Source organism: Mesorhizobium sp. L-8-3 (assembly GCF_016756615.1).
Taxonomy (GTDB): domain Bacteria; phylum Pseudomonadota; class Alphaproteobacteria; order Rhizobiales; family Rhizobiaceae.
Map to the genome: position 1 here is coordinate 5,417,876 of NZ_AP023262.1, position 19,274 is coordinate 5,437,149.

Annotated in this window: 19 protein-coding genes; 14 read left to right on the forward strand and 5 right to left on the reverse strand. The window is 64.5% G+C overall.

The genetic code is table 11. The features are described 5' to 3' along the window. Nucleotides 1-162: 162 nt before the first annotated feature. The gene (locus JN302_RS25140; protein WP_202329521.1) at nucleotides 163-594 is read left to right on the forward strand and encodes an HD domain-containing protein; all 432 of its coding nucleotides are present in this window, start codon (nucleotides 163-165) and stop codon (nucleotides 592-594) included. 206 nt (nucleotides 595-800) lie between these two features. On the opposite strand, the gene hemN is transcribed toward JN302_RS25140, so the two are convergent. Further along, nucleotides 801-2,150 (reverse strand): oxygen-independent coproporphyrinogen III oxidase, encoded by a 1,350-nt coding sequence (gene hemN / locus JN302_RS25145; protein ID WP_202329522.1) that lies wholly within the window; start codon nucleotides 2,148-2,150, stop codon nucleotides 801-803. 150 nt (nucleotides 2,151-2,300) lie between these two features. Between hemN and JN302_RS25150 the strand changes: the two genes are divergently transcribed. After that, nucleotides 2,301-3,029 (forward strand): Crp/Fnr family transcriptional regulator, encoded by a 729-nt coding sequence (locus tag JN302_RS25150; RefSeq protein WP_202329523.1) that lies wholly within the window; start codon nucleotides 2,301-2,303, stop codon nucleotides 3,027-3,029. Nucleotides 3,030-3,151: 122 nt separating this feature from the next. Here JN302_RS25150 and JN302_RS25155 read toward each other — a convergent pair whose 3' ends face one another. Further along, entirely contained in the window at nucleotides 3,152-3,652 is a 501-nt protein-coding gene (locus JN302_RS25155) for a hemerythrin domain-containing protein (protein ID WP_244845894.1), read from the reverse strand. Between the two features lie 150 nt (nucleotides 3,653-3,802). Between JN302_RS25155 and ccoN the strand changes: the two genes are divergently transcribed. The 9 genes from ccoN (at nucleotide 3,803) to ubiA (ending at nucleotide 12,790) form a co-directional block, all read left to right on the forward strand. After that, entirely contained in the window at nucleotides 3,803-5,419 is a 1,617-nt protein-coding gene (gene ccoN, locus JN302_RS25160) for a cytochrome-c oxidase, cbb3-type subunit I (protein WP_202329524.1), read from the forward strand. A gap of 12 nt (nucleotides 5,420-5,431) precedes the next feature. Then, nucleotides 5,432-6,163: a cytochrome-c oxidase, cbb3-type subunit II gene (gene ccoO, locus JN302_RS25165; protein WP_202329525.1), complete on the forward strand. Its 732-nt coding sequence runs from the start codon at nucleotides 5,432-5,434 to the stop codon at nucleotides 6,161-6,163. 11 nt (nucleotides 6,164-6,174) lie between these two features. Then, nucleotides 6,175-6,324: a cbb3-type cytochrome oxidase subunit 3 gene (locus JN302_RS25170; RefSeq protein ID WP_202306655.1), complete on the forward strand. Its 150-nt coding sequence runs from the start codon at nucleotides 6,175-6,177 to the stop codon at nucleotides 6,322-6,324. Nucleotides 6,325-6,327: 3 nt separating this feature from the next. Beyond that, the gene (gene ccoP, locus JN302_RS25175) at nucleotides 6,328-7,191 is read left to right on the forward strand and encodes a cytochrome-c oxidase, cbb3-type subunit III (protein WP_202329526.1); all 864 of its coding nucleotides are present in this window, start codon (nucleotides 6,328-6,330) and stop codon (nucleotides 7,189-7,191) included. Between the two features lie 122 nt (nucleotides 7,192-7,313). Then, entirely contained in the window at nucleotides 7,314-8,873 is a 1,560-nt protein-coding gene (ccoG, locus tag JN302_RS25180) for a cytochrome c oxidase accessory protein CcoG (protein ID WP_202334448.1), read from the forward strand. Next, complete coding sequence (locus JN302_RS25185; RefSeq protein WP_202329527.1) at nucleotides 8,870-9,361, forward strand: FixH family protein; 492 nt, start codon at nucleotides 8,870-8,872, stop codon at nucleotides 9,359-9,361. The genes ccoG and JN302_RS25185 overlap by 4 nt, the downstream gene beginning before the upstream one ends. After that, nucleotides 9,358-11,628, forward strand: coding sequence for a cation-translocating P-type ATPase (locus JN302_RS25190; protein WP_202329528.1), 2,271 nt, complete (start codon nucleotides 9,358-9,360; stop codon nucleotides 11,626-11,628). The genes JN302_RS25185 and JN302_RS25190 overlap by 4 nt, the downstream gene beginning before the upstream one ends. Continuing rightward, nucleotides 11,625-11,765: a cbb3-type cytochrome oxidase assembly protein CcoS gene (ccoS, locus tag JN302_RS25195; RefSeq protein WP_202329529.1), complete on the forward strand. Its 141-nt coding sequence runs from the start codon at nucleotides 11,625-11,627 to the stop codon at nucleotides 11,763-11,765. The genes JN302_RS25190 and ccoS overlap by 4 nt, the downstream gene beginning before the upstream one ends. 110 nt (nucleotides 11,766-11,875) lie before the next feature. Beyond that, a complete protein-coding gene (gene ubiA / locus JN302_RS25200) occupies nucleotides 11,876-12,790 on the forward strand; it encodes a 4-hydroxybenzoate octaprenyltransferase (protein WP_202329530.1) in 915 nt (304 codons plus the stop codon). A gap of 133 nt (nucleotides 12,791-12,923) precedes the next feature. Here the strand turns inward: ubiA and JN302_RS25205 are convergent, their stop codons facing one another. Further along, nucleotides 12,924-13,760, reverse strand: coding sequence for a universal stress protein (locus JN302_RS25205; RefSeq protein WP_202329531.1), 837 nt, complete (start codon nucleotides 13,758-13,760; stop codon nucleotides 12,924-12,926). Between the two features lie 366 nt (nucleotides 13,761-14,126). On the opposite strand from JN302_RS25205, the gene JN302_RS25210 reads away from it, so the two are divergent. Next, nucleotides 14,127-14,582, forward strand: a complete 456-nt coding sequence (locus JN302_RS25210; protein WP_202329532.1) for a pyridoxamine 5'-phosphate oxidase family protein — start codon at nucleotides 14,127-14,129, stop codon at nucleotides 14,580-14,582. A 205-nt stretch (nucleotides 14,583-14,787) separates the two neighbouring features. On the opposite strand, the gene JN302_RS25215 is transcribed toward JN302_RS25210, so the two are convergent. Continuing rightward, a complete protein-coding gene (locus JN302_RS25215) occupies nucleotides 14,788-16,107 on the reverse strand; it encodes a mechanosensitive ion channel family protein (protein WP_202334449.1) in 1,320 nt (439 codons plus the stop codon). 29 nt (nucleotides 16,108-16,136) lie between these two features. On the opposite strand from JN302_RS25215, the gene JN302_RS25220 reads away from it, so the two are divergent. Next, entirely contained in the window at nucleotides 16,137-16,541 is a 405-nt protein-coding gene (locus JN302_RS25220) for a hypothetical protein (RefSeq protein ID WP_202329533.1), read from the forward strand. A 39-nt stretch (nucleotides 16,542-16,580) separates the two neighbouring features. Here the strand turns inward: JN302_RS25220 and JN302_RS25225 are convergent, their stop codons facing one another. Beyond that, nucleotides 16,581-17,414 carry a universal stress protein gene (locus tag JN302_RS25225; RefSeq protein WP_202329534.1) on the reverse strand — a complete coding sequence of 278 codons (834 nt, stop codon included), beginning with the start codon at nucleotides 17,412-17,414 and terminating at the stop codon, nucleotides 16,581-16,583. Between the two features lie 269 nt (nucleotides 17,415-17,683). On the opposite strand from JN302_RS25225, the gene JN302_RS25230 reads away from it, so the two are divergent. Further along, on the forward strand, nucleotides 17,684-19,231 hold the full coding sequence (locus JN302_RS25230; protein WP_202329535.1) for a bifunctional aminoglycoside phosphotransferase/ATP-binding protein: 1,548 nt from the start codon (nucleotides 17,684-17,686) through the stop codon (nucleotides 19,229-19,231). Nucleotides 19,232-19,274 lie beyond the last annotated feature (43 nt).

A 19,274-nucleotide genomic window follows, 5' to 3' on the forward strand; every position in this document is an offset into this window, starting at 1 on the left:
GGCGGATGCCCGTCGGGCATCCGCGCGGGAGGCGAAATTATCCCCGACGATCTCCTGACCAGGCCGACGAAGCGCCGGCGCTCGATCGTTCCCATGGTTGCGAGCCATGTTTTGGAACATTGCGCAGTGCCGGCTGTTTTTGCGTTCGAATGGAGGCTAGCGATGAGCAATCTCGACCATGCGCTGTCGCTCGCCGAAGCAGCGCATCGAGGCCAGAAGGACAAGCTCGGCAGACCCTATGTCGAGCATTGCCGGCGCGTCGTCGAAGCGGTCGACGGGCTTGACGAGAAGATCGTCGCCTATCTGCACGATGTTCCTGAAAAGGCGAAGGGCTGGACGCTGGCACGCCTTGCAGCCGAGGGCTTCAGCCCCTCGATCGTGGCGGCCGTGGACGCCATGACCCGGCGCGAGGGCGAAGACGACGCTGCATTCGTGCGCCGCGCCGCCGCCAACCGCCTTGCGCGCAGCGTCAAGCGTGCCGATCTCGAGGACAATCTACGCCAAGCCCGCGAGGCCGGCTTGCCGACGGGGAAGTACGAACGGGGACTTGGCATCCTGCGGGACGAGTTCGAAAAAGGCGGCGACGGCACATGACAGCCGTCCTGGTTGTCGAAACATCCGATGATCGTGGATCCTGGCGAACTGAACCGAAACGCCGGCGGGCGCAGGCTGGCGAATAGCCGCTCCGATCCAATCGGATCGGCCATTGGCCAAAGCATGTCTCCCGCAAGTGTGCAGTCTCGGAAAAGGACATCCGCTGGATCAATATCTACCGCGTGTCGCGACACGCAGCAGCGTGGCTAGACGGCTGCGGAGTGACGCCCGGCGCCGGAGCCGAAATAGCGATCGAAGGCAGAAGCGATGCTTCGCACGAAGGGCCGGCCGCGCGCCATCACGACGAAGCGGTTTCCCTGTCGCGCGAAGATGCCGTCCTTGTCCGCTGCGGCAAGATATTCCGCTTCGATGATGATCGGCCGAGCAGCCTCGCCGAAGCGGCTCAACAGGTCGCAGCGCGAAAACGAGAGATCGCACATCAGCCGTTCGATCACCCAGGCGCGCATGCGGTCAGTGCCCGATAGCTCGAAGCCGCGGACAACGGCCATGCCAGCCGCCGCGACACGACGTTCGTAATCGGCGGAAGCCGGCGCATTCTGCACATAGCCCTGCGGCAACTGCCCTACCGCCGATGCGCCAAGGCCGATCAGGGCCTCGGCACTTTCGCAGGTGTAGCCCTGAAAGTTCCGCCTGAGCCAGCCCTCGCGGCAGGCAATCGCCATCCTGTCGCTAGGCCTGGCAAAGTGGTCGAGGCCGACCGCATTGTAACCCGACGCGGAGATCACCGACGCAGCGCATTCGAACTGCCGGAACCGCTCCACGGGTCCTGGAAGCGCAGCTTCGTCGATCATCGTCTGGTGCTTCTTCATCCAGGGCACATGAGCGTAGCCGAACAGCGCTATGCGGTCGGGGGTGAGCGTCAAGGCCTGGGCGACGGTCGCGGCGACGCCCGCCTCGCTCTGGTGTGGGAGCCCGTAGAGCAGGTCGAGATTGACCGATGTCGCACCGCGTGCGCGGACCGCATCGACCACGGCCTTCGTCGCCTCGAAGCTCTGCTCGCGATTGATCGCCTTCTGCACCCTGCGATCGAAATCCTGGACGCCGAGGCTCGCCCGCCTCATGCCGATCGCGGCGAGTGCGTCGAAACGGGCGTCGTCCATGTCGTTGGGATCGATCTCGACCGAAACCTCCGCGTCGGGAAGGAACCGGAAGCGACTGCGCAGTTGGGCATCCAGCGCGATCATGTCGCGCGGCTCCAGCATGGTGGGAGAGCCGCCGCCATAGTGCACCGCCTCGACGCGCGCTTTACCGTCGATCAGCCCGGCGACCGTCTCGATCTCCCGGTGAAGCGCCTGCAGGTAGCGCTCGAGCGGCGCATATCGTCGCACCTGCCTGGTGTTGCAGGCGCAGAACCAGCAGAGCCGGTCGCAGAACGGGATGTGGATATAGAGCGAAAGGGTCGCGCCCGCGGGAAGCTCGCCCAGCCAGTCCCGATAGGCGTCCTCGCCCACGCCGGCATGGAAATGCGGGGCAGTCGGATAGCTCGTGTAACGCGGCGCCGGCGCCGCGTATTTCCTGATCAGTTCCTCGTCCATGCTGGGCTCCTGTTCGGCAGCCCAGATTAGGAAACGCGACGGCGAGGGCCTTGACCTCGATCAACCCGCCGGCGGGGACAAAAAGCCGCGATGTCCCCCATATGTCGACAGCGGTGAACGATATAGTGTGCGGCTCAACCGGAAATCGCCATGAACATCCGACAGGACGTCCACAACTCCGATATCCCTGCCCTGTGCCAAGCCTGCGAGGCGAGGCATCGAGGCCTGTGCGGGGCGCTCGACCCGGCGCAGCTCATCACGCTCGCGAAGCAGTCGTGGAAGCAGAAAGCGGATGCCGGTGCAGAGCTCGTCGGCGACAGCGAAAAGGTGGCCAGCTATTCCAACGTGCTCTCCGGCGTCATCAAGCTGACCAAGACGCTGGCCGACGGCCGCCAGCAGATCGTCGGCCTGCAGTTCGCCCCCGATTTCCTGGGCCGCCCGTTCAAGTCCGAGAGCGCAATCAATGCGGAGGCGGCGACCGACGTCTCTCTCTGCTCGTTCCCCAAGTCATCGATCGAGCGCATGATGAAGGCCTCGCCCGAGCTCGAGCATCGTCTGCTGGTGCAGACCTTGAAGGAGCTCGACGAGGCGCGCGAATGGATGCTGACCCTCGGCCGCAAGACCGCGTCGGAGAAGGTGGCGAGCTTTCTGCTTCTGATCGCGCGCAACATCGACCCCTACCGGGCTGACAACGTGAAGGACGTGGTGTTCGACCTGCCGCTGACCCGGGCCGACATCGCCGATTATCTTGGGCTGACCATCGAGACCGTCAGCCGGCAGCTGACCATCCTGCGCAAGGACGGCGTGATAGCGATCGAGAACAACCGACATGTGACGGTGGGCGACTTGGAACGACTGGCAAGGCGCGCCGGACGCTGATCTGTTTCGAATGCGCCCGTATGCCGATGCATCCGGGCGGCCACGCAGGCGCGGCCCTTCCGGGTTGGCCGGTTTTCGCGCCGGCGGGCGTGGGCCACGAAGTAGCGCGCTCCAACGGCCGATCATCGGCCGCCGAGTCTGGCGGTTTCCGCGATCATCGCCACGAAGTCCTGCTCGAAGGCGATGTGACGGCGCAGCGATCCGAAGAATCCCCGCAGCATGAAGCCGAGCGCCTCCGCGCCCGGCATCGGCCGGGCGTCGCCAACCTGCAGCAGCGCCTCTGCGACTTCCTCGCCATAGCTCGCATCCTCGCGATGTTCTCCCGCCAGCCGGTCCAGCGAGCCGGCGACCGCCAGACTGCCCGGGGACAGACGTTCGCAGAGGGGAAACACCACGCCTTCCTCGAATCGGTGGGCATTTTCCAGAAGCGGCACCACCGTCCGGGCGGCGGCTTCGCATTCGCTGCCGCTCACATCGGCTGGCAGTCGGTCGGCGATCGCTTCCAGCCGGTCGCAAAGGGCAAGCTTGGCCGCATGCACATTTCGCAGCAGGATCAACGGATCGCCGGGCGCCGAGGCAATGCGCTCCGCATCTCCGTCATAGCCCGTCCCGATCCTCGCCAAATCCGTTTCCTCGCGCCACCGCCGTCTGTCGTCAAAGGCTAGGAGCGGCGGCCGCTGCCGCCTTGATCCAAATCAAGGACGTTGTCGGTCGCTCCGACGATGGTGCGCCCACAGGAATCGCCTGATCCGCCATCCTTGTGGGGACCGCATATGAAATACGGAGCCGAAATCGCCGGCGTTGGCCTTGCCGCCTTTCTCGCACTGCTCGGGGCAGCGTTCGCCGCGGACGACCTCTTCCGCCAGCACATGTGGGTGCTGTTCTTCGTGCTCGCTGCGGGCACTGTGCTCCTGCTACGCAACACCGGTTTCGCTCCGGCCTCCGATCGTGCCGTCGATCATTCGCCCTATATGGACGGGCCGGTCCGCTATGGCGCAAACGCAACCATGTTCTGGGGCGTGGCGGGCCTTCTGGTCGGCGTGATCGTGGCCCTGCAACTGGCCTATCCCGACTTCAACATCGAACCCTGGTTCAGCTTCGGACGGATGCGGCCGCTTCACACGTCGGCCGTGATCTTCGCCTTCGGCGGCAACGCCCTGATCGCCACCTCCTTCTACGTCGTGCAGCGCACAAGCCGCGCGAAACTCTTCGGCGGCAACCTCGCCTGGTTCGTGTTCTGGGGCTACCAGCTCTTCATCGTCATGGCGGCGTCGGGCTATCTGCTGGGGATCACGCAGAGCCGCGAATATGCCGAGCCCGAATGGTACGTGGATCTCTGGCTGACCCTCGTGTGGGTTGCCTATCTGGCGGTGTTCCTGGGCACGATCCTGAAACGCAAGGAACCCCACATCTACGTCGCGAACTGGTTCTACCTCTCCTTCATCGTGACGATCGCGATGCTGCACGTCGTGAACAATCTCGCGGTGCCGGTGTCGTTCCTCGGCGTCAAGAGCTACTCGGCTTTCTCGGGCGTGCAAGACGCACTGACCCAGTGGTGGTACGGCCATAACGCGGTCGGTTTCTTCCTCACCGCCGGCTTCCTCGGCATGATGTACTATTTCATCCCGAAGCAGGCGAACCGCCCGGTCTATTCCTACCGGCTGTCGATCATCCACTTCTGGTCGCTGATCTTCCTCTATATCTGGGCCGGTCCGCACCATCTGCACTACACGGCGCTGCCCGACTGGGCGCAGACGCTCGGCATGGTGTTCTCGATCATGCTGTGGATGCCCTCCTGGGGCGGCATGATCAACGGCCTGATGACGCTGTCCGGTGCCTGGGACAAGATCCGCACCGATCCCATCATCCGCATGATGGTGATGGCGGTGGCCTTCTACGGCATGTCGACCTTCGAAGGCCCCGTAATGTCGATCAAGGCGGTCAACTCGCTGTCGCACTATACCGACTGGACCATCGGTCACGTCCACTCCGGCGCTCTCGGCTGGGTCGGCCTGATCTCGTTCGGCGCGATCTACTACCTCGTGCCCAAACTGTGGAACCGCGAGCGGCTGTATTCGATGCGGCTGGTCACCTGGCACTTCTGGCTGGCGACCCTCGGCATCGTCGTCTACGCGGCCGTGATGTGGGTCTCCGGCATCATGCAGGGCCTGATGTGGCGCGAATACGACGAGCAGGGTTTCCTGGTCTATTCCTTCGCCGAAACGGTCGCGGCCATGCACCCCTACTACGTCATGCGCGCCGCCGGCGGCGCGCTCTACCTCACCGGCGCGCTGATCATGGCCTTCAACATCACCATGACCATCCTCGGCTACCAGCGCGAGGAGGAGCCGGTCGCCGGCGCCGCACCCAGCCTGCAGCCGGCCGAATAGGAGCCCGACCAAATGGCCTTGATGGACAAACATGCAATCCTGGAGAAGAACGCCACGCTGCTTCTGGCGGGCTCCTTCCTGGTGGTCACGGTCGGCGGCATCATCGAGATCGCGCCGCTCTTCTACCTGGAGAACACGATCGAGAAGGTGGAGGGGATGCGTCCTTATTCGCCGCTCGAACTGGCCGGCCGCAACATCTACATCCGGGAAGGCTGCTACGTCTGCCACAGCCAGATGATCCGGCCCTTCCGCGACGAGGTGGAGCGCTACGGCCACTACAGCCTCGCTGCCGAGTCCATGTACGACCACCCGTTCCAATGGGGCTCCAAGCGCACCGGACCCGATCTCGCTCGCGTCGGCGATCGCTACTCCAACGCGTGGCACGTCCAGCATCTCATCGAGCCGCGGTCGGTCGTGCCGGAATCGGTCATGCCCAGCTATGCCTTCCTGAAGGACAAACCGTTGGCAGCGAAGGATTTTTCTACCCAGCTCGTGGCCAACGTCCGGGTCGGCGTGCCCTACAACGACGACATGATCGCCAATGCCGGGACCGACCTCAGGGCGCAAGCCGATCCTGATGCCGACACCACCGGCCTGCTCGAGCGCTACCCCAAGGCCAAGGTCGGCGATTTCGACGGCAATCCGCAGGCGCTCACCGAGATGGATGCGCTCGTCGCCTATCTGCAGATGCTCGGCACGCTGGTCGACTTCTCGACCTATGACGAAGCCGCAGGCTACCGCTGAGGAACGTCGTCATGGATTACCACACGATGCGTGAATTCGCCGACAGCTGGGCCCTGCTTGCCATGACCCTGTTCTTCCTCGGCGTCGCCCTCTTCGCATTCCGGCCGGGCAGTCGCAAGGCGGCCGACGAGGCCGCCAGGATCCCTCTCAAGGACGATTGAGCCATGAGCGACAAGCATATCGACGACATCACCGGCGTCGCCACGACCGGCCATGAGTGGGACGGCATCAAGGAGCTCAACAATCCGCTGCCGCGCTGGTGGCTGTGGACCTTCTACGCCACCATCGCCTGGGCGCTGGTCTACACCGTCGCCTATCCGGCCTGGCCGATGCTGCGCTCGGCGACCTCAGGTCTGCTCGGCTATTCGAGCCGCAGCGACATCAAGGCCGAGCTGGCGGCGGCCGAAGCCGCCAAGGGCAGCTATGTCGAAGCGGTTGGCGCCAGGAGCGTCGGCGAGATCATCGCCGACCCCTCCCTGCGCGACTTCGCCGTCGCCGCCGGCGGTGCGGCCTACAAGGTCAACTGCGTCCAGTGCCACGGGTCGGGTGCGGAAGGCTCGCCCGGCTTCCCCAACCTCAACGATGACGACTGGCTGTGGGGCGGCACTGCCGACCAGATCTACCAGACGATCGCCCATGGCATACGCTTCGCGACCGATGCGGACACCCGGGTCTCGGAAATGCCTGCCTTCGCCGACGTGCTCGAGCCCGCGCAGATCCAGGAGGTCGCCGCGTATGTCGCGACGCTCGCCGGCGACGAGGCAGACACCGCGCTGGCGACGCCGGGCAAGACGGTCTTCGCCGACAATTGCGCGGCCTGTCATGGCGAGGACGGCAAGGGCAGTCGCGAGCTCGGCGCGCCCGATCTCACCGATGCGATCTCGCTGATCGGCTCCGGCCAGGCGGCGATCGCCCGGCAGGTGCGAGCCCCCCGGCACGGCGTCATGCCCGGCTGGAGTGCCCGGCTGGGCGACACCACGGTCAAGGAGCTTGCCGTCTACATCCACTCGCTCGGCGGCGGCGAATAGGCCAGGTCACCGGTTGACCTGCATCAACGCGAGACGGCGTCTCCTGCGGCTAGATGAAAGCACGTCGCTCCGCTTGGCTCTCGTCGGCTCCGCGGCGTGCGATGAAACTGCGAGTGCCCGACATGCTCAACCAGACTGAAGTGGAAAGGCTCGAAGCGGAGGCGGTGAATTCCGCCAAGGTCCGGCAACCTCTCTACGCTCCGCGTCGCAAGATCTTCCCGAAGCGCGCCTCGGGCAGCTTCCGGCGCTTCAAATGGCTGGTGATGCTGGTGACGCTCGGCATCTATTACCTGACGCCATGGCTGCGCTGGGACCGCGGTCCCTATGCGCCTGACCAGGCCGTGCTGGTCGATCTCGCCCACCGGCGCTTCTATTTCTTCTTCATAGAGATCTGGCCGCAGGAATTCTTCTTCGTCGCAGGCCTGCTGGTCATGGCCGGGGTCGGGCTGTTCCTGATCACGTCCACCGTCGGACGCGCGTGGTGCGGCTACAGCTGCCCGCAGACCGTCTGGGTCGATCTCTTCCTGGTCGTCGAGAGGGCGATCGAGGGCGACCGAAACGCGCGGATCAAGCTCGACGCCGGCCCCTGGACCGCGCGCAAGCTCGTGTTGCGCGGCGCCAAGCACGCCATATGGCTCTTGATCGCCGTTGCAACGGGCGGCGCCTGGATATTCTACTTCGCCGACGCCCCGACCTTGCTCCTCGACGTGGTCTCCGGCAAGGCGGCGGCTGTCGCCTACATCACCGCCGCGGTGCTGACCGCCACCACCTACACGTTCGGCGGCCTGATGCGCGAGCAGATCTGCACCTATATGTGTCCCTGGCCGCGCATCCAGGCGGCTATGCTCGACGAGCATTCGCTGACCGTCACCTACAACGACTGGCGCGGCGAGCCGCGCTCGCGCCATGCCAAGAAGGCGGCCGCGGAAGGCCGGCCCGTCGGGGACTGCGTCGACTGCAACGCCTGTGTCGCCGTCTGCCCCATGGGCATCGATATCCGCGACGGCCAGCAGCTCGAATGCATCACCTGCGCGCTTTGCATCGATGCCTGCGACGCGGTCATGGACAAGATCGGCAAGGAGCGCGGCCTGATCTCCTATGCCACGCTCAGCGACTACAACGCCAACATGGCGCTGGCGACCGCGGGCGGGACGACCGCGATCGATCCGGGTCGCGTCCGCGGCACCGACGGAAAACTCACCGACAAGGTCGCCCAGTTCCATATCCGCAAGCTATTCCGCCCGCGCACCTTCATCTATATGGGCGGCTGGACCCTCATCGGTGTCGCACTGCTCTATGCCCTCCTCGGCCGCGACCGGCTCGAGATCAACGTTCTTCACGATCGCAATCCGCAATTCGTCACGCTCTCCGACGGCTCCATCCGCAACGGCTACACGGTGAAGCTTCTCAACATGATCCCCGAGCCGCGCACCATCATCCTGACGATGCAAGGGCTGCCAGGCGCGAATATGAGCGTGATCGGCTCCGACCAGCCCGAAGACCGGTCGATCGCGGTGCTGGTGGAGCCCGACAGGCTGAGGACGCTCAAGGTCTTCGTGCGGCAGCCGAAAGAGTTCGTCGACGGCACCGACGCCAGCTTCAAATTCATCGTCGAGGACAAATCGAGCTTCGAGCGCGACGACTATGTCGCGACCTTCAAGGCACCGGAGATTTCGAGATGACCAGGCGCGGAAACGGCACGTTCACCGGTCGGCACATGCTGGCCATCGTGGTCGCCTTCTTCGGCACCATCATCGCCGTCAACCTGACCATGGCGATGGTCGCGGGCCGTAGCTGGACCGGCTTGGTCGTGAAGAACTCCTATGTCGCAAGCCAGGAGTTCAACCGGAAGGCCGAACAGGGGCGCGCCCAGGCCGCGCTTGGATGGCACAGCAGCCTGACGATCGGCAGCGGAGAGATCCGCTACCGGCTCGCCGACGCATCAGGCGCAACGGTCGCACCAAGCGCCGTAACGGTGACCTTCCGCCGCCCGGCCTATGACGGCGAGGACAAGGTCATCGCGATGCAACGCCGTGCCGACGGAACGTTCCGGGCGCCGGAAACCCCGCGCGACGGCATATGGATTGTCGAGACCGATGCCGAGGTCGGCAGGGACCTGCCCTATCGCGAGGTCAGCCGGATCGTCGTTACCGCGGGAGAGCTGGAATGAGCTGCTGCGCTCCCGGCGCCGAGGGTGCCCTCGACATCGAAAGGATGGGACATGGCCTGCCTTCGGCGGAAGAGCTTAAGCTGGCCGCCCGCGCGCTCGGCGACGGTCGGCACCAGGTCGACCTTTCGGTACCTTCCGTCCATTGCGGCGCCTGCATCCGGTCGATCGAAACCGCGCTCCGTAGTCTCGATCATGTCGAAAGCGCGCGCGTCAACCTTTCGACGCGACGCGTCGCCGTGCGCTGGCGGGGCGACGACGTGCCGCCGATCCCGGCCACGCTGGCAGGGCTCGGCTACGAGGCCCATCTGTTCGACCACGAGGGAACGGAAAAGGACGCAACGCTCGCCGAACTGATCCGCGCCGTCGCGGTCGCCGGCTTCGCCGCCGGCAACATCATGCTCCTGTCGGTGTCGGTGTGGTCGGGCGCGGAAGACGCCACCCGCGACCTCTTCCATTGGATATCGGCACTGATCGCCATACCCGCCCTCGTTTTCGCCGGCCGCATCTATTTCCGATCGGCATGGTCGGCGCTCAGGCATGGACGCATGAATATGGACGTGCCCATCGCCGTCGGCGTCTCGCTCGCCTATGGCATGAGCCTCTACGAGACTATCAACCATGGCCCGCACGCCTATTTCGACGCAGCGGTGTCGCTGCTGTTCTTCTTGCTGATCGGCAGGACGCTCGACCACGTGATGCGCAATCGTGCGCGCGCCGCCGTGCTCGGCCTGTCCAGGCTCGCCCCACGGGGCGCGGTGGTGCTGACGTCAGACGGCCAACGGGACTACCGGCCGGTCGGCGAGATCGAGCCGGGCATGCGGCTTGCGATCGCCGCCGGCGACCGTATCCCCCTCGACGCGCGGGTGATCGAGGGCCGCTCCGAGATCGACGCCTCATTGATCACGGGCGAGAGCGATCCACAGCCCGTGTCCATCGGCACCACCGTCCGCGCCGGGACGCACAATCTGACGGGTCCACTCACCGTCGAGGCGCTCGCGGCTGTGAAGGATTCATTCCTGTCGGAAATGCTGCGCATGATGGAGGCGGCCGAAGGCGGACGGGCTGGATATCGCCGGATCGCCGACCGCGTCTCGAGCCTCTATGCGCCCGTGGTACATCTCACCGCCCTTCTCACCTTCCTCGGCTGGATGGCGGTTTCCGGAGACTGGCACCGCGCGACAACCATCGCGATCGCGGTGCTCATCATCACCTGCCCCTGCGCGCTCGGCCTCGCCGTGCCCATCGTGCAAGTCGTGGCGGCACGCCGGCTCTTCGAACATGGGATCATGGTCAAGGACGGGTCGGCCATGGAGCGGCTGGCCGATATCGACATGGTCGTCTTCGACAAGACGGGCACGCTTACCCTCGGCCGCCCCCGCCTCGTCAACGCGGCCTCGATCCATGCCGAGACGCTCTCCGTCGCCGCGGCTCTCGCGCGGCATTCGCGGCATCCGCTCTCCCTGGCGATCGCAGAAGCCTCTCCGGTCGCCAACGGACCTCGTCTTGCCGATATCGTCGAAATGCCCGGGCTGGGAATCGAGGCCAAGGACGGAGGCAGCACCTGGCGGCTCGGGCGAGCCGAATGGGCAACGGGTGGCAACGGGGAACCGGGGAACCGGGGAACGGTCCTGGCGCAGGATGGCATGAAGCGTGCCGCATTCGTTTTCGAGGACGTGCTTCGCCCCGATGCACGCGCGGCCATCGCTGAATTGAAGGAAACGGGGCTGCGGATCGAGATGCTCTCGGGCGACCGCGCAGACATCGCCGAAGGGGTGGCCGGCGCGCTCGAGATCGAGAACTTCGCCGCCGGACTGCTGCCTGCCGGCAAGGTCGAACGGCTGGCTGCCCTTGCCGCCCAAGGCCGCAAGACGGCGATGGTGGGCGACGGGCTGAACGATGCGCCGGCGCTGGCTGCCGCCCACGTCTCGATCGCGCCGGCCACGGCCGCCGACATAGGGCGCAACGCCGCGGATTTCGTTTTCCTGCGTGAGAGCCTGTCGGCGATACCGCTTGCCGCCGCCGTGTCGCGGCAGGCGGGCCGTCTGATCCGTCAAAACCTGGCCCTGGCGATCCTCTACAATGCGATCGCCGTGCCGATCGCCATTCTCGGCTTCGTCACGCCGCTCGTTGCGGCAATCGCCATGTCGGGCTCGTCGCTGCTCGTCATCGGCAACGCGCTGCGTCTCGGGATCGGCCGAAAGCGGCCGGAGCAGGCGGCGACACCGCGGAACGCAACCCGCCCCGCAACGCTGGCGATCGCACAATGACCACCCTCGCCTATCTCATCCCGGTCGCGCTGTTCCTCGGCGGGCTTGGCCTGGGCGCCTTTCTTTGGGCGCTTCGCAGCGGTCAATATGACGACCCCGACGGCGCTGCGGTGCGTATCCTGGCCGACGAGGAGTAGCGTCGGATAGCCGGCCAGGCGTCCAACCGCTCATTGCTTCGTTGCGAAGCCACGCGCATCACGACGAAGTCGGTTTCGGATAGAAAGCAGGCTGCCACGGGATTCGTACCATGACAGCATCGAGCCGGCCCGACCTCAGCGACATCCATGCAGGTGACTGGGTTGATCGCAGGTTGCCTTCGGCATGGCGGCCATACACGCGGCTCGCGCGCCTGGATCGGCCAGTCGGCATATGGCTCGCCCTCTTTCCCTGTCTGGCCGCGCTCATTCAAGCCTCGCACGGATTTCCGGCCTTCCGGCATTTGATCGTCTTCTCCCTCGGCGCACTGCTGATGAGAAGCGCCGGTTCCACGATCAATGACATCGCCGATCGCAAGTTTGATGCCCATGTCGAGCGGACACGCTTTCGCCCGTTGGCCAGCGGCCGGCTCAGGACCCGCCAAGCTGTAGCCTTCCTGATGGTCGAACTTGCGCTCGCCGCGTCACTCCTGTTTTTCCTGACCCCATACACACGCCTGATCGCAATATGCGTGCTGCCGCTCGTATTCGTCTATCCGCTCTGCAAGCGATTCACCCACTGGCCCCAGGCCGTACTGGGGGCAGCGTTCAATTGGGGAATGCTGATGGCATGGGCGGAGGCGGCCGGGCATATCCCTGCCGGCGCCATCATCATGTGGATCGGCGCCATCGCATGGCAAATCGGATATGACACTGTCTACGCCTACGTGGATCTGAAGGACGACACTCGCCTCGGCTTGAAGTCGACGGCAATCCTGTTCGCTCAGCGGGGAAAAGCCTGTATCGGTCTGTTCTATGCTCTCACCGTGGCGTCATGGTCGCTGGGAGGTTGGCTGTCGGGCATGTCGCTTCCATATGCCGCTGGAATGATGGTGATCGCCGCGCATCTCGCCTGGCAGGCCTGGCGCATCGATCTTCAACGCCCTGAGCTGAATTTCAAACTGTTCCTGTCGAACATTCCGACCGGCGTGTTCCTGTTGTGCTCGGCGCTCATCGGGACATGGTGAGCGACGACAGATGCCGTGAAGTCGCTCTCCTCCTCCAATCGGGCCGATCTCGACTGGGGTCACCGCCCCCGGAACCGCTGTTCCCGGCGGAAATGCAGCAAGGGCCGCACACCGGGCAGTCCGGGGCTTGCGCTCAGTGCGAAAGCAGGACCGGCAGGCGCAGATCGTCCAGCACCGCCTCGGTGGCACCGCCCAGAATGAAGTCGCGAACGCGGGAGTGGCCGTAGCCGCCCATGACGAGCAGCCCTGCGCCGAGTTGGATTGCCTGTTCCTGGAGCGTCACGCCGACCGGAGCATCGCCGGCCTTGATTCTTGTGGCTTCGGCTTGAAGACCACGCTTGCGCAACCCATCCGCCAGGCGCTCGCCTGCGTCGAGCTCGGCCAGCGGCTTCTCATCGATGACGGTGATTACCGAGACCGCTTCGCATCTGGCCAGGAGCGGCTGTGCGTCTGCCACCGCCCGGGCCGCGACGCGACTGCCGTCCCACGCGATCGCGACATGCTTCAAGGTACCGATATCGCAGTGTTCCGGTAGCAGGATCGTTGGACGTCCCGCGCCGAAGATCACCGCTTCCGCCAGGGTCCGAGACGTCGGATTGCCCTTTTCCCAACCGACCAGATCGAGGTCGAAATAGCGTGCACTCGTGGCCGCCTTCTCGTAGAGAAAGGCGGGCCCCGCCGACACTTCCTCGGTCGAGAGCGGCACGCCGGCAGCCGAGGCCTGGTGTTCGACACGGTCCAGCAGGTGCGCGCCCCTCGCCCGGCTCTGCTCCTCCGCCTGGCGGATCTTGTTCGGCAGATCGAGCAGCAGGTCCGACAACGCATTGGAGACCGGCGGGATGTCGACATTGACCACCAGCACGTGGAGGTCGGCCCCGAACTGCCTTGCGACGGCCACCGCATGCGCGGCCACGGCATCGGAATTCGGATCGGGATGGGTGACCAGCGGAAGGAAGGCTTTCAGCTTCATGACGATTCTCCTTGACCGGACATAGCTCGGCGCCCTGGCTCGGCGATAGGCGGCCGAAGGCTATTTTGGCCGGAAAGCCGGCGCTTTGACATAGCGCAATTGGCCGGTCGGACCCGTTGTCAGCCACTTGGCGGGCCTGAGACTTGTTATTCATCCCGAGGGCGATTGCGCGCGCCGCGTCCCGACAGGATCGGCTTGATCGGAGTCAATGACATGGCCACAATTCTGGAGTTCACTCGCCGCAGCTGGTCCGATTGGGCGTTGTCGGCGTTTCGCGCAGCATATCGACGAAACAGGCTGCACTGACCTTCCGACGCCCGTTGTGGCCGCAATCGAAGACAGCTGTCCTGAGAGGCAGGTGTGACGATGTTGATCAGGACACTGTCGGTCCTGGAATGCACCAAGTTGATCGCGGCAAGCCGCGTGGTGCGTCTCGCCTGCTGCAGGGACGGCCAGCCCTATGTCGTGCCGATCCACATGACCTATGCCGACCGGCACCTCTACGGATTCTCGATGCCCGGCCGCAAGATCACCTGGATGCGCGACAATCCCCGTATATGCGTCCAGGTGGACGAACCGGGTCCAGGCAGGGGATGGAAGAGTGTCGTGGTGCTGGGCCGCTACGAGGAACTGGATGATACAGCGGAGAACGAGCCGGAACGCATCCATGCGTGGCGGCTCATCAGCAGCCGGCCCAACTGGTGGGAGACAGGCAGCCTGAGCCCCGTTCATCCAATCGTCTCAGACCACTACGAGCATGTCTTCTTCAGGATCATCATCCAAGAAATCTCTGGACGCGAAGCCATCGACAGGGACGAATAGCACGCCTGCCGATCGGCACCGGCATAACTGGCTGCAGGCGCATTCCCGGGATGGCAAACCCCTGCCGGACATTCTGCGTTCGCCGCTCCGTGGCGGTTTCATACGAGATCCATCGGCCGACTCGCGAGGTGGCGAGGTGGAAATGAAAACCGACGAACTGACGGTGCGCCGTCTGCATTCCGTCTGTTGAGCCTTGGCCTGTCCCTCAGCGGCGATTCCGCAAATTCAGTCTCGCCGTCGATCCGCCGGAGGCTTGCTTCAAGATCAGCTCGCGGTGTGGATATGGTATTCCTATTCCGTGCTCCTTGAATGTGTCCCACAGGGCGATCAACACTTTGCCGCGCACATTGGTCAGGCCTTGCTGAGGATCGTGAATCCAGAACCGCAGGACGAAATCCAGCGAGGATTCGCCGAAGCCCGTAAGCCAGCAGACCGGTCGCCGGTCGGCCTCCACCCGCGAGACGCTGATCGCCGCTTCTACCGCCAGTTGGCTGACCTTGTGGGGATCAGCCTCGTAAGAGACCCCGAAATGCACGTCGAGCCGCACGAGATTGTCGCTGAACGACCAGTTGATCACCCGCTGGGTGATAAAATCCTCGTTCGGGATCAGGTATTCGCGGCCGTCTCGCGTCACCACCGAGACAAACCTCGCCCGCAATTCGCGTATCCAGCCGAATGTGTCTTCAAGCGAGATTGTGTCACCCGGCTTGATCGACTTGTCCATGAGGATGATGACGCCGGAGATGAAGTTCGAGACGACCTTTTGCAATCCGAAGCCGAGGCCGACACCCACGGCGCCGGAAAATACAGTCAGCGCCGTCAGGTCGATCCCGACGGAGGAAAGTGCGACCGTACCGGCGACCAGCACAAGGCCGATCTTGGCGACCTTGCCGATGAGAACGCGGATCGAGGGTGTCAGCTCTTCGGAGCTCCGGACGCGCTCGTCGACATAGTTGCCGACGATGACCGCAAGCCAGACGGTCGCGACAAGCAGAAGCGCGGCCTTTACCAAAGTGAGCGCCGAAAGGCGAAAATTGCCCAGGGGAAGTGCAAGACTGTCCAGGAAAACCGATGCTTCGTCATCGATGCCCAGAATGACAAGGGCGGCAAAAATCCAGGCTAGCCAGCCGAGGGTGCGTGCAACAAGCCGATTGTGGATGATGCGCGACAGCACCGACACGAACAACCAGGCAACGGACAGGGAGAACGCTATGGAGATGAAATAAGTCCGGCTTGGCCAAGTGACGCTGCGCAAGAAGGTGAGAACAGCGAGCAGGAAGACCGTGAAAAGGATCCAGTCCGTGCGCCGCAATAGCGCGATGACGACCCTCAGCAGTCCGGGATGCCCTTTGATCCGGCGTGCGCCGTCCTCGAGGATCGGCTCGACGCGACGCGCCAGAAGCTTGGCCGCCAGGAACAACAAGGCGACGACGACGAATTGATAGAGGAGCCAAGGTGTGGCGGCATAATCGAGCCATCCGCGGGCCCAGACCAGCGATTCATCGACGGCGTTGCGTAAATCCAGTTCCACACAACCGTTATGGGGCAGAGACTGTGGACGGCAAGCTTCGTCCCCGGCGGATCGTTCGGCGCAGCACGCAAAGCCGCCGGCAGGTGCGGCGCTGCCATGGCCACCTTCATCCCAGGGACAACCGCCTGCTCGAGGGAGAGACGGCCACGCCCTGCGTGCACCTCGGTTGCCATGTGCATCTGGTCGCGGCGGCGACCGACCTGTCGATCCTCCTCCTCACCGTCCCGCCGATCCAGATGGCACCCAAGCCGATCGGCGCCTCCTGCCGCAGCAACATGCAGGGCACACTCTGCCGGTCACGCCGCCCACATCCTGCCGGCACGCCTTCTTCGGTCGAACGCCCAGCGGACGATGCAGCACACCGACTGTACCGTCCTCGTCGGATTGGGAGTGCATCTGGCGGCACAGAAGAGCTGAAGATCGCCTGATATGGTCGGCGGCCGGCCTTGCCGGCCGCGTTCCGGCACTCAGCGGGCCATGAGGATGGGCAATGGCGGTTCTGCCAGCATCGATCGGGTGACACCGCCGAAAACGCGCTCGCGCAACCGCGAATGACCGTAACCACCCATGACCATGAGTTCCGCGTCCATGTCGGCGGCGCGGCGAGCAAGTACGGCGGCGACGGACTGGCCGGAGCTCGGCAGCCTGTCGACGGCGACTTTCACCCCGTGGCGCGCCAGGTAGGCCGCGGCATCCGCGCCGGGCTCCGCGCCCTGGCCGGTCTCGCCGGCCACCGGATCGACCAGGACCAGCCGGACGTCGTCCGCCGTTACGAGCATGTCGAGCGCCTCACGCACGGCACGCGCCGCCTCCAGGCTGGAGTCCCAGGCCACCAGCACCCGCTTGGGGCGCAATGTCGGGCGCGAATTCTCGGGCAGGAGCAGGACCGGTCGTCCCGATGCGAACAGCGTGCCCTCGACAACCTTGGGCCGCAAGACCTCGGAGTCCAGCAGATCCGGTCCGACAACCACCAGATCGGTGTAGCGGGCCTGCCGTCCGACCACGTCGTCGACTGCCGCAAGGTCAGGATAGTCGCTCGCCACATCGGCCGACAGCGCGCTGCCGGCGAGGAACTTCGTGATCGAAGCCACCCTCTCCTGCAACCGCTTCAGTTCGGTCTGGCGTTCCTGCGCCCAGACCTCCGCGCCCATGGCCGCATCACCCATCGGCGGCGGCGACGCGACCCCCAGAACCAGAACCGACAGATGCGCCTCTATCGGCTCGCACAATGCGATGGCATGATCGAGATCACGATCGCCGCTATCGAGGCGGGCAACGTTCAGAATAGTTCTGTAAGCCATGAAGCTGCTCCTTTAGACGCGAAGAAACCCGTCTTCAGCCGCTCGTCTAACACGCAGGTCGGGATGGTATCTTGACCCAGGTCAACTGTTGGCCAGCGCAGCGCGCCATTGATCCGGATCAAGGCGCGAAGCCGACCGTGACATAGGCTCATGCGGTGGAACGCCGTGCCCGAACAGTCGCCGCAAGGTTGCTGTTCAATCTCGCAACCGGCCTCGCCTTTCCGGCGTTCAACACCAGAGGCACGGGAAATGGATCGGAAGGCTGGGCCATGATCATCGACAACCAGAACGACGCCACTGCGTTCCTTATGGAAGCAGGTTTGCCGGGCGAGCCGGTCGAACAGATAGAGACGCATATTTCGCGGATTTTCCTGGCAGGCCAGCGCGCGTTCAAGATGAAACGCGCCGTCCGCCTGCCCTATGCGGATTTCTCGACGGCCTCGCTTCGGCTGGCTTTCTGCCAAAAGGAGGTCGAACTCAACTCGAAGACGGCACCCGGCCTATATCTCGGCGTACGGCGTATCACGCGGGAAGCGGACGGCGCGATCACGTTCGACGGTGGCGGCGAACTCATCGATGCGGTGGTCGAGATGACCCGTTTCGATCAGGAATGCCTGTTCGACAGAATGGCGGCAGCCGGCAAGCTGACGCCCTCTCTGATGACCGGCCTGGCACGGACGATCGTCCACTTCCATCGGACGGCGCCTGTCATCCATTCGGGCGGCGGCGCCGACAACATCGCAGGGGTTCTCGACATCAACGAGGCCGCTTTCGCCGGAAGCAAAGTGTTCGACGACGCCGAGGTGGCTGGATTCAACGCCGCTTTCCGCAACCGTTTGATGCGCCATTGCGAACTTCTCGACCGTCGCGAAGCGGCCGGTAAGGTGCGGCGCTGCCACGGTGACCTTCATCTCAGGAACATCTGCCTGCTCGACGGAGAGCCCAGGCTGTTCGATTGTATCGACTTCAACGATCAGATCGCCACCGTCGACACGCTTTACGACCTCGCCTTCCTGCTGATGGACCTTTGGCACGGCAGCCATCGGCACTTCGCCAACCTGGTCATGAACCGGTATCTGGACGAATCGGACGATGACGACGGTTTTGCGCTGCTGCCGTTCTTCATGGCCGTCCGCGCTGCTGTCCGGGCCCATGTGACGGCGACACAGGCCGAACAGGGCGGGGCTCAAAGGGACAAGCTCATTGCGGACGCCAGGACCTATTTCGATCTTGCGATGTCTCTGCTCGAAGTGACGCCAGCCAGGCTGATCGCAATCGGCGGATTGAGCGGGTCGGGCAAGACCACCGTGGCCGAGGCGCTCGCCCCCTCGGTCGGCGCGCCCCCCGGAGCCCGCATCGTGGAGAGCGACAGGATCCGCAAGGCCATACACGGGGTTTCGGCGGAGACCAGGCTCCCGGACAAGGCTTATCGGCCGGAAGTATCGGAAACCGTCTACCGGCAGATGGCATGGCGCGCCGAACTGATACTTGCAGAAGGCGGCTGCGTCATCGCCGATGCAACTTTCGAGAAGGAGAAGAACCGCCACCTTATCAGCGATGCCGCAGGCCGGCTCGAACTGCCGTTCGTCGGAATCTGGCTGGAAGCGGAGCCCGCATTGTTGTGGCGCCGGGTCAGCGAAAGACAGGGCGGCCCGTCCGACGCGACCATCGACATCCTTTCGCGGCAGCTCGACCGGACGTCCGGCGCGATCGAATGGCATCGCGTGGATGCGAGCGCGTCGCCGCAGGAGGTTGCCGATGAGATCCTGCGCGCCGGCGCGGGTCCGACCATCCATGCCCGCCGCGCAATGGCCTGATCTGGACCCGACATCAGCAGCCACCCGCCCTGGAGCGACGCCG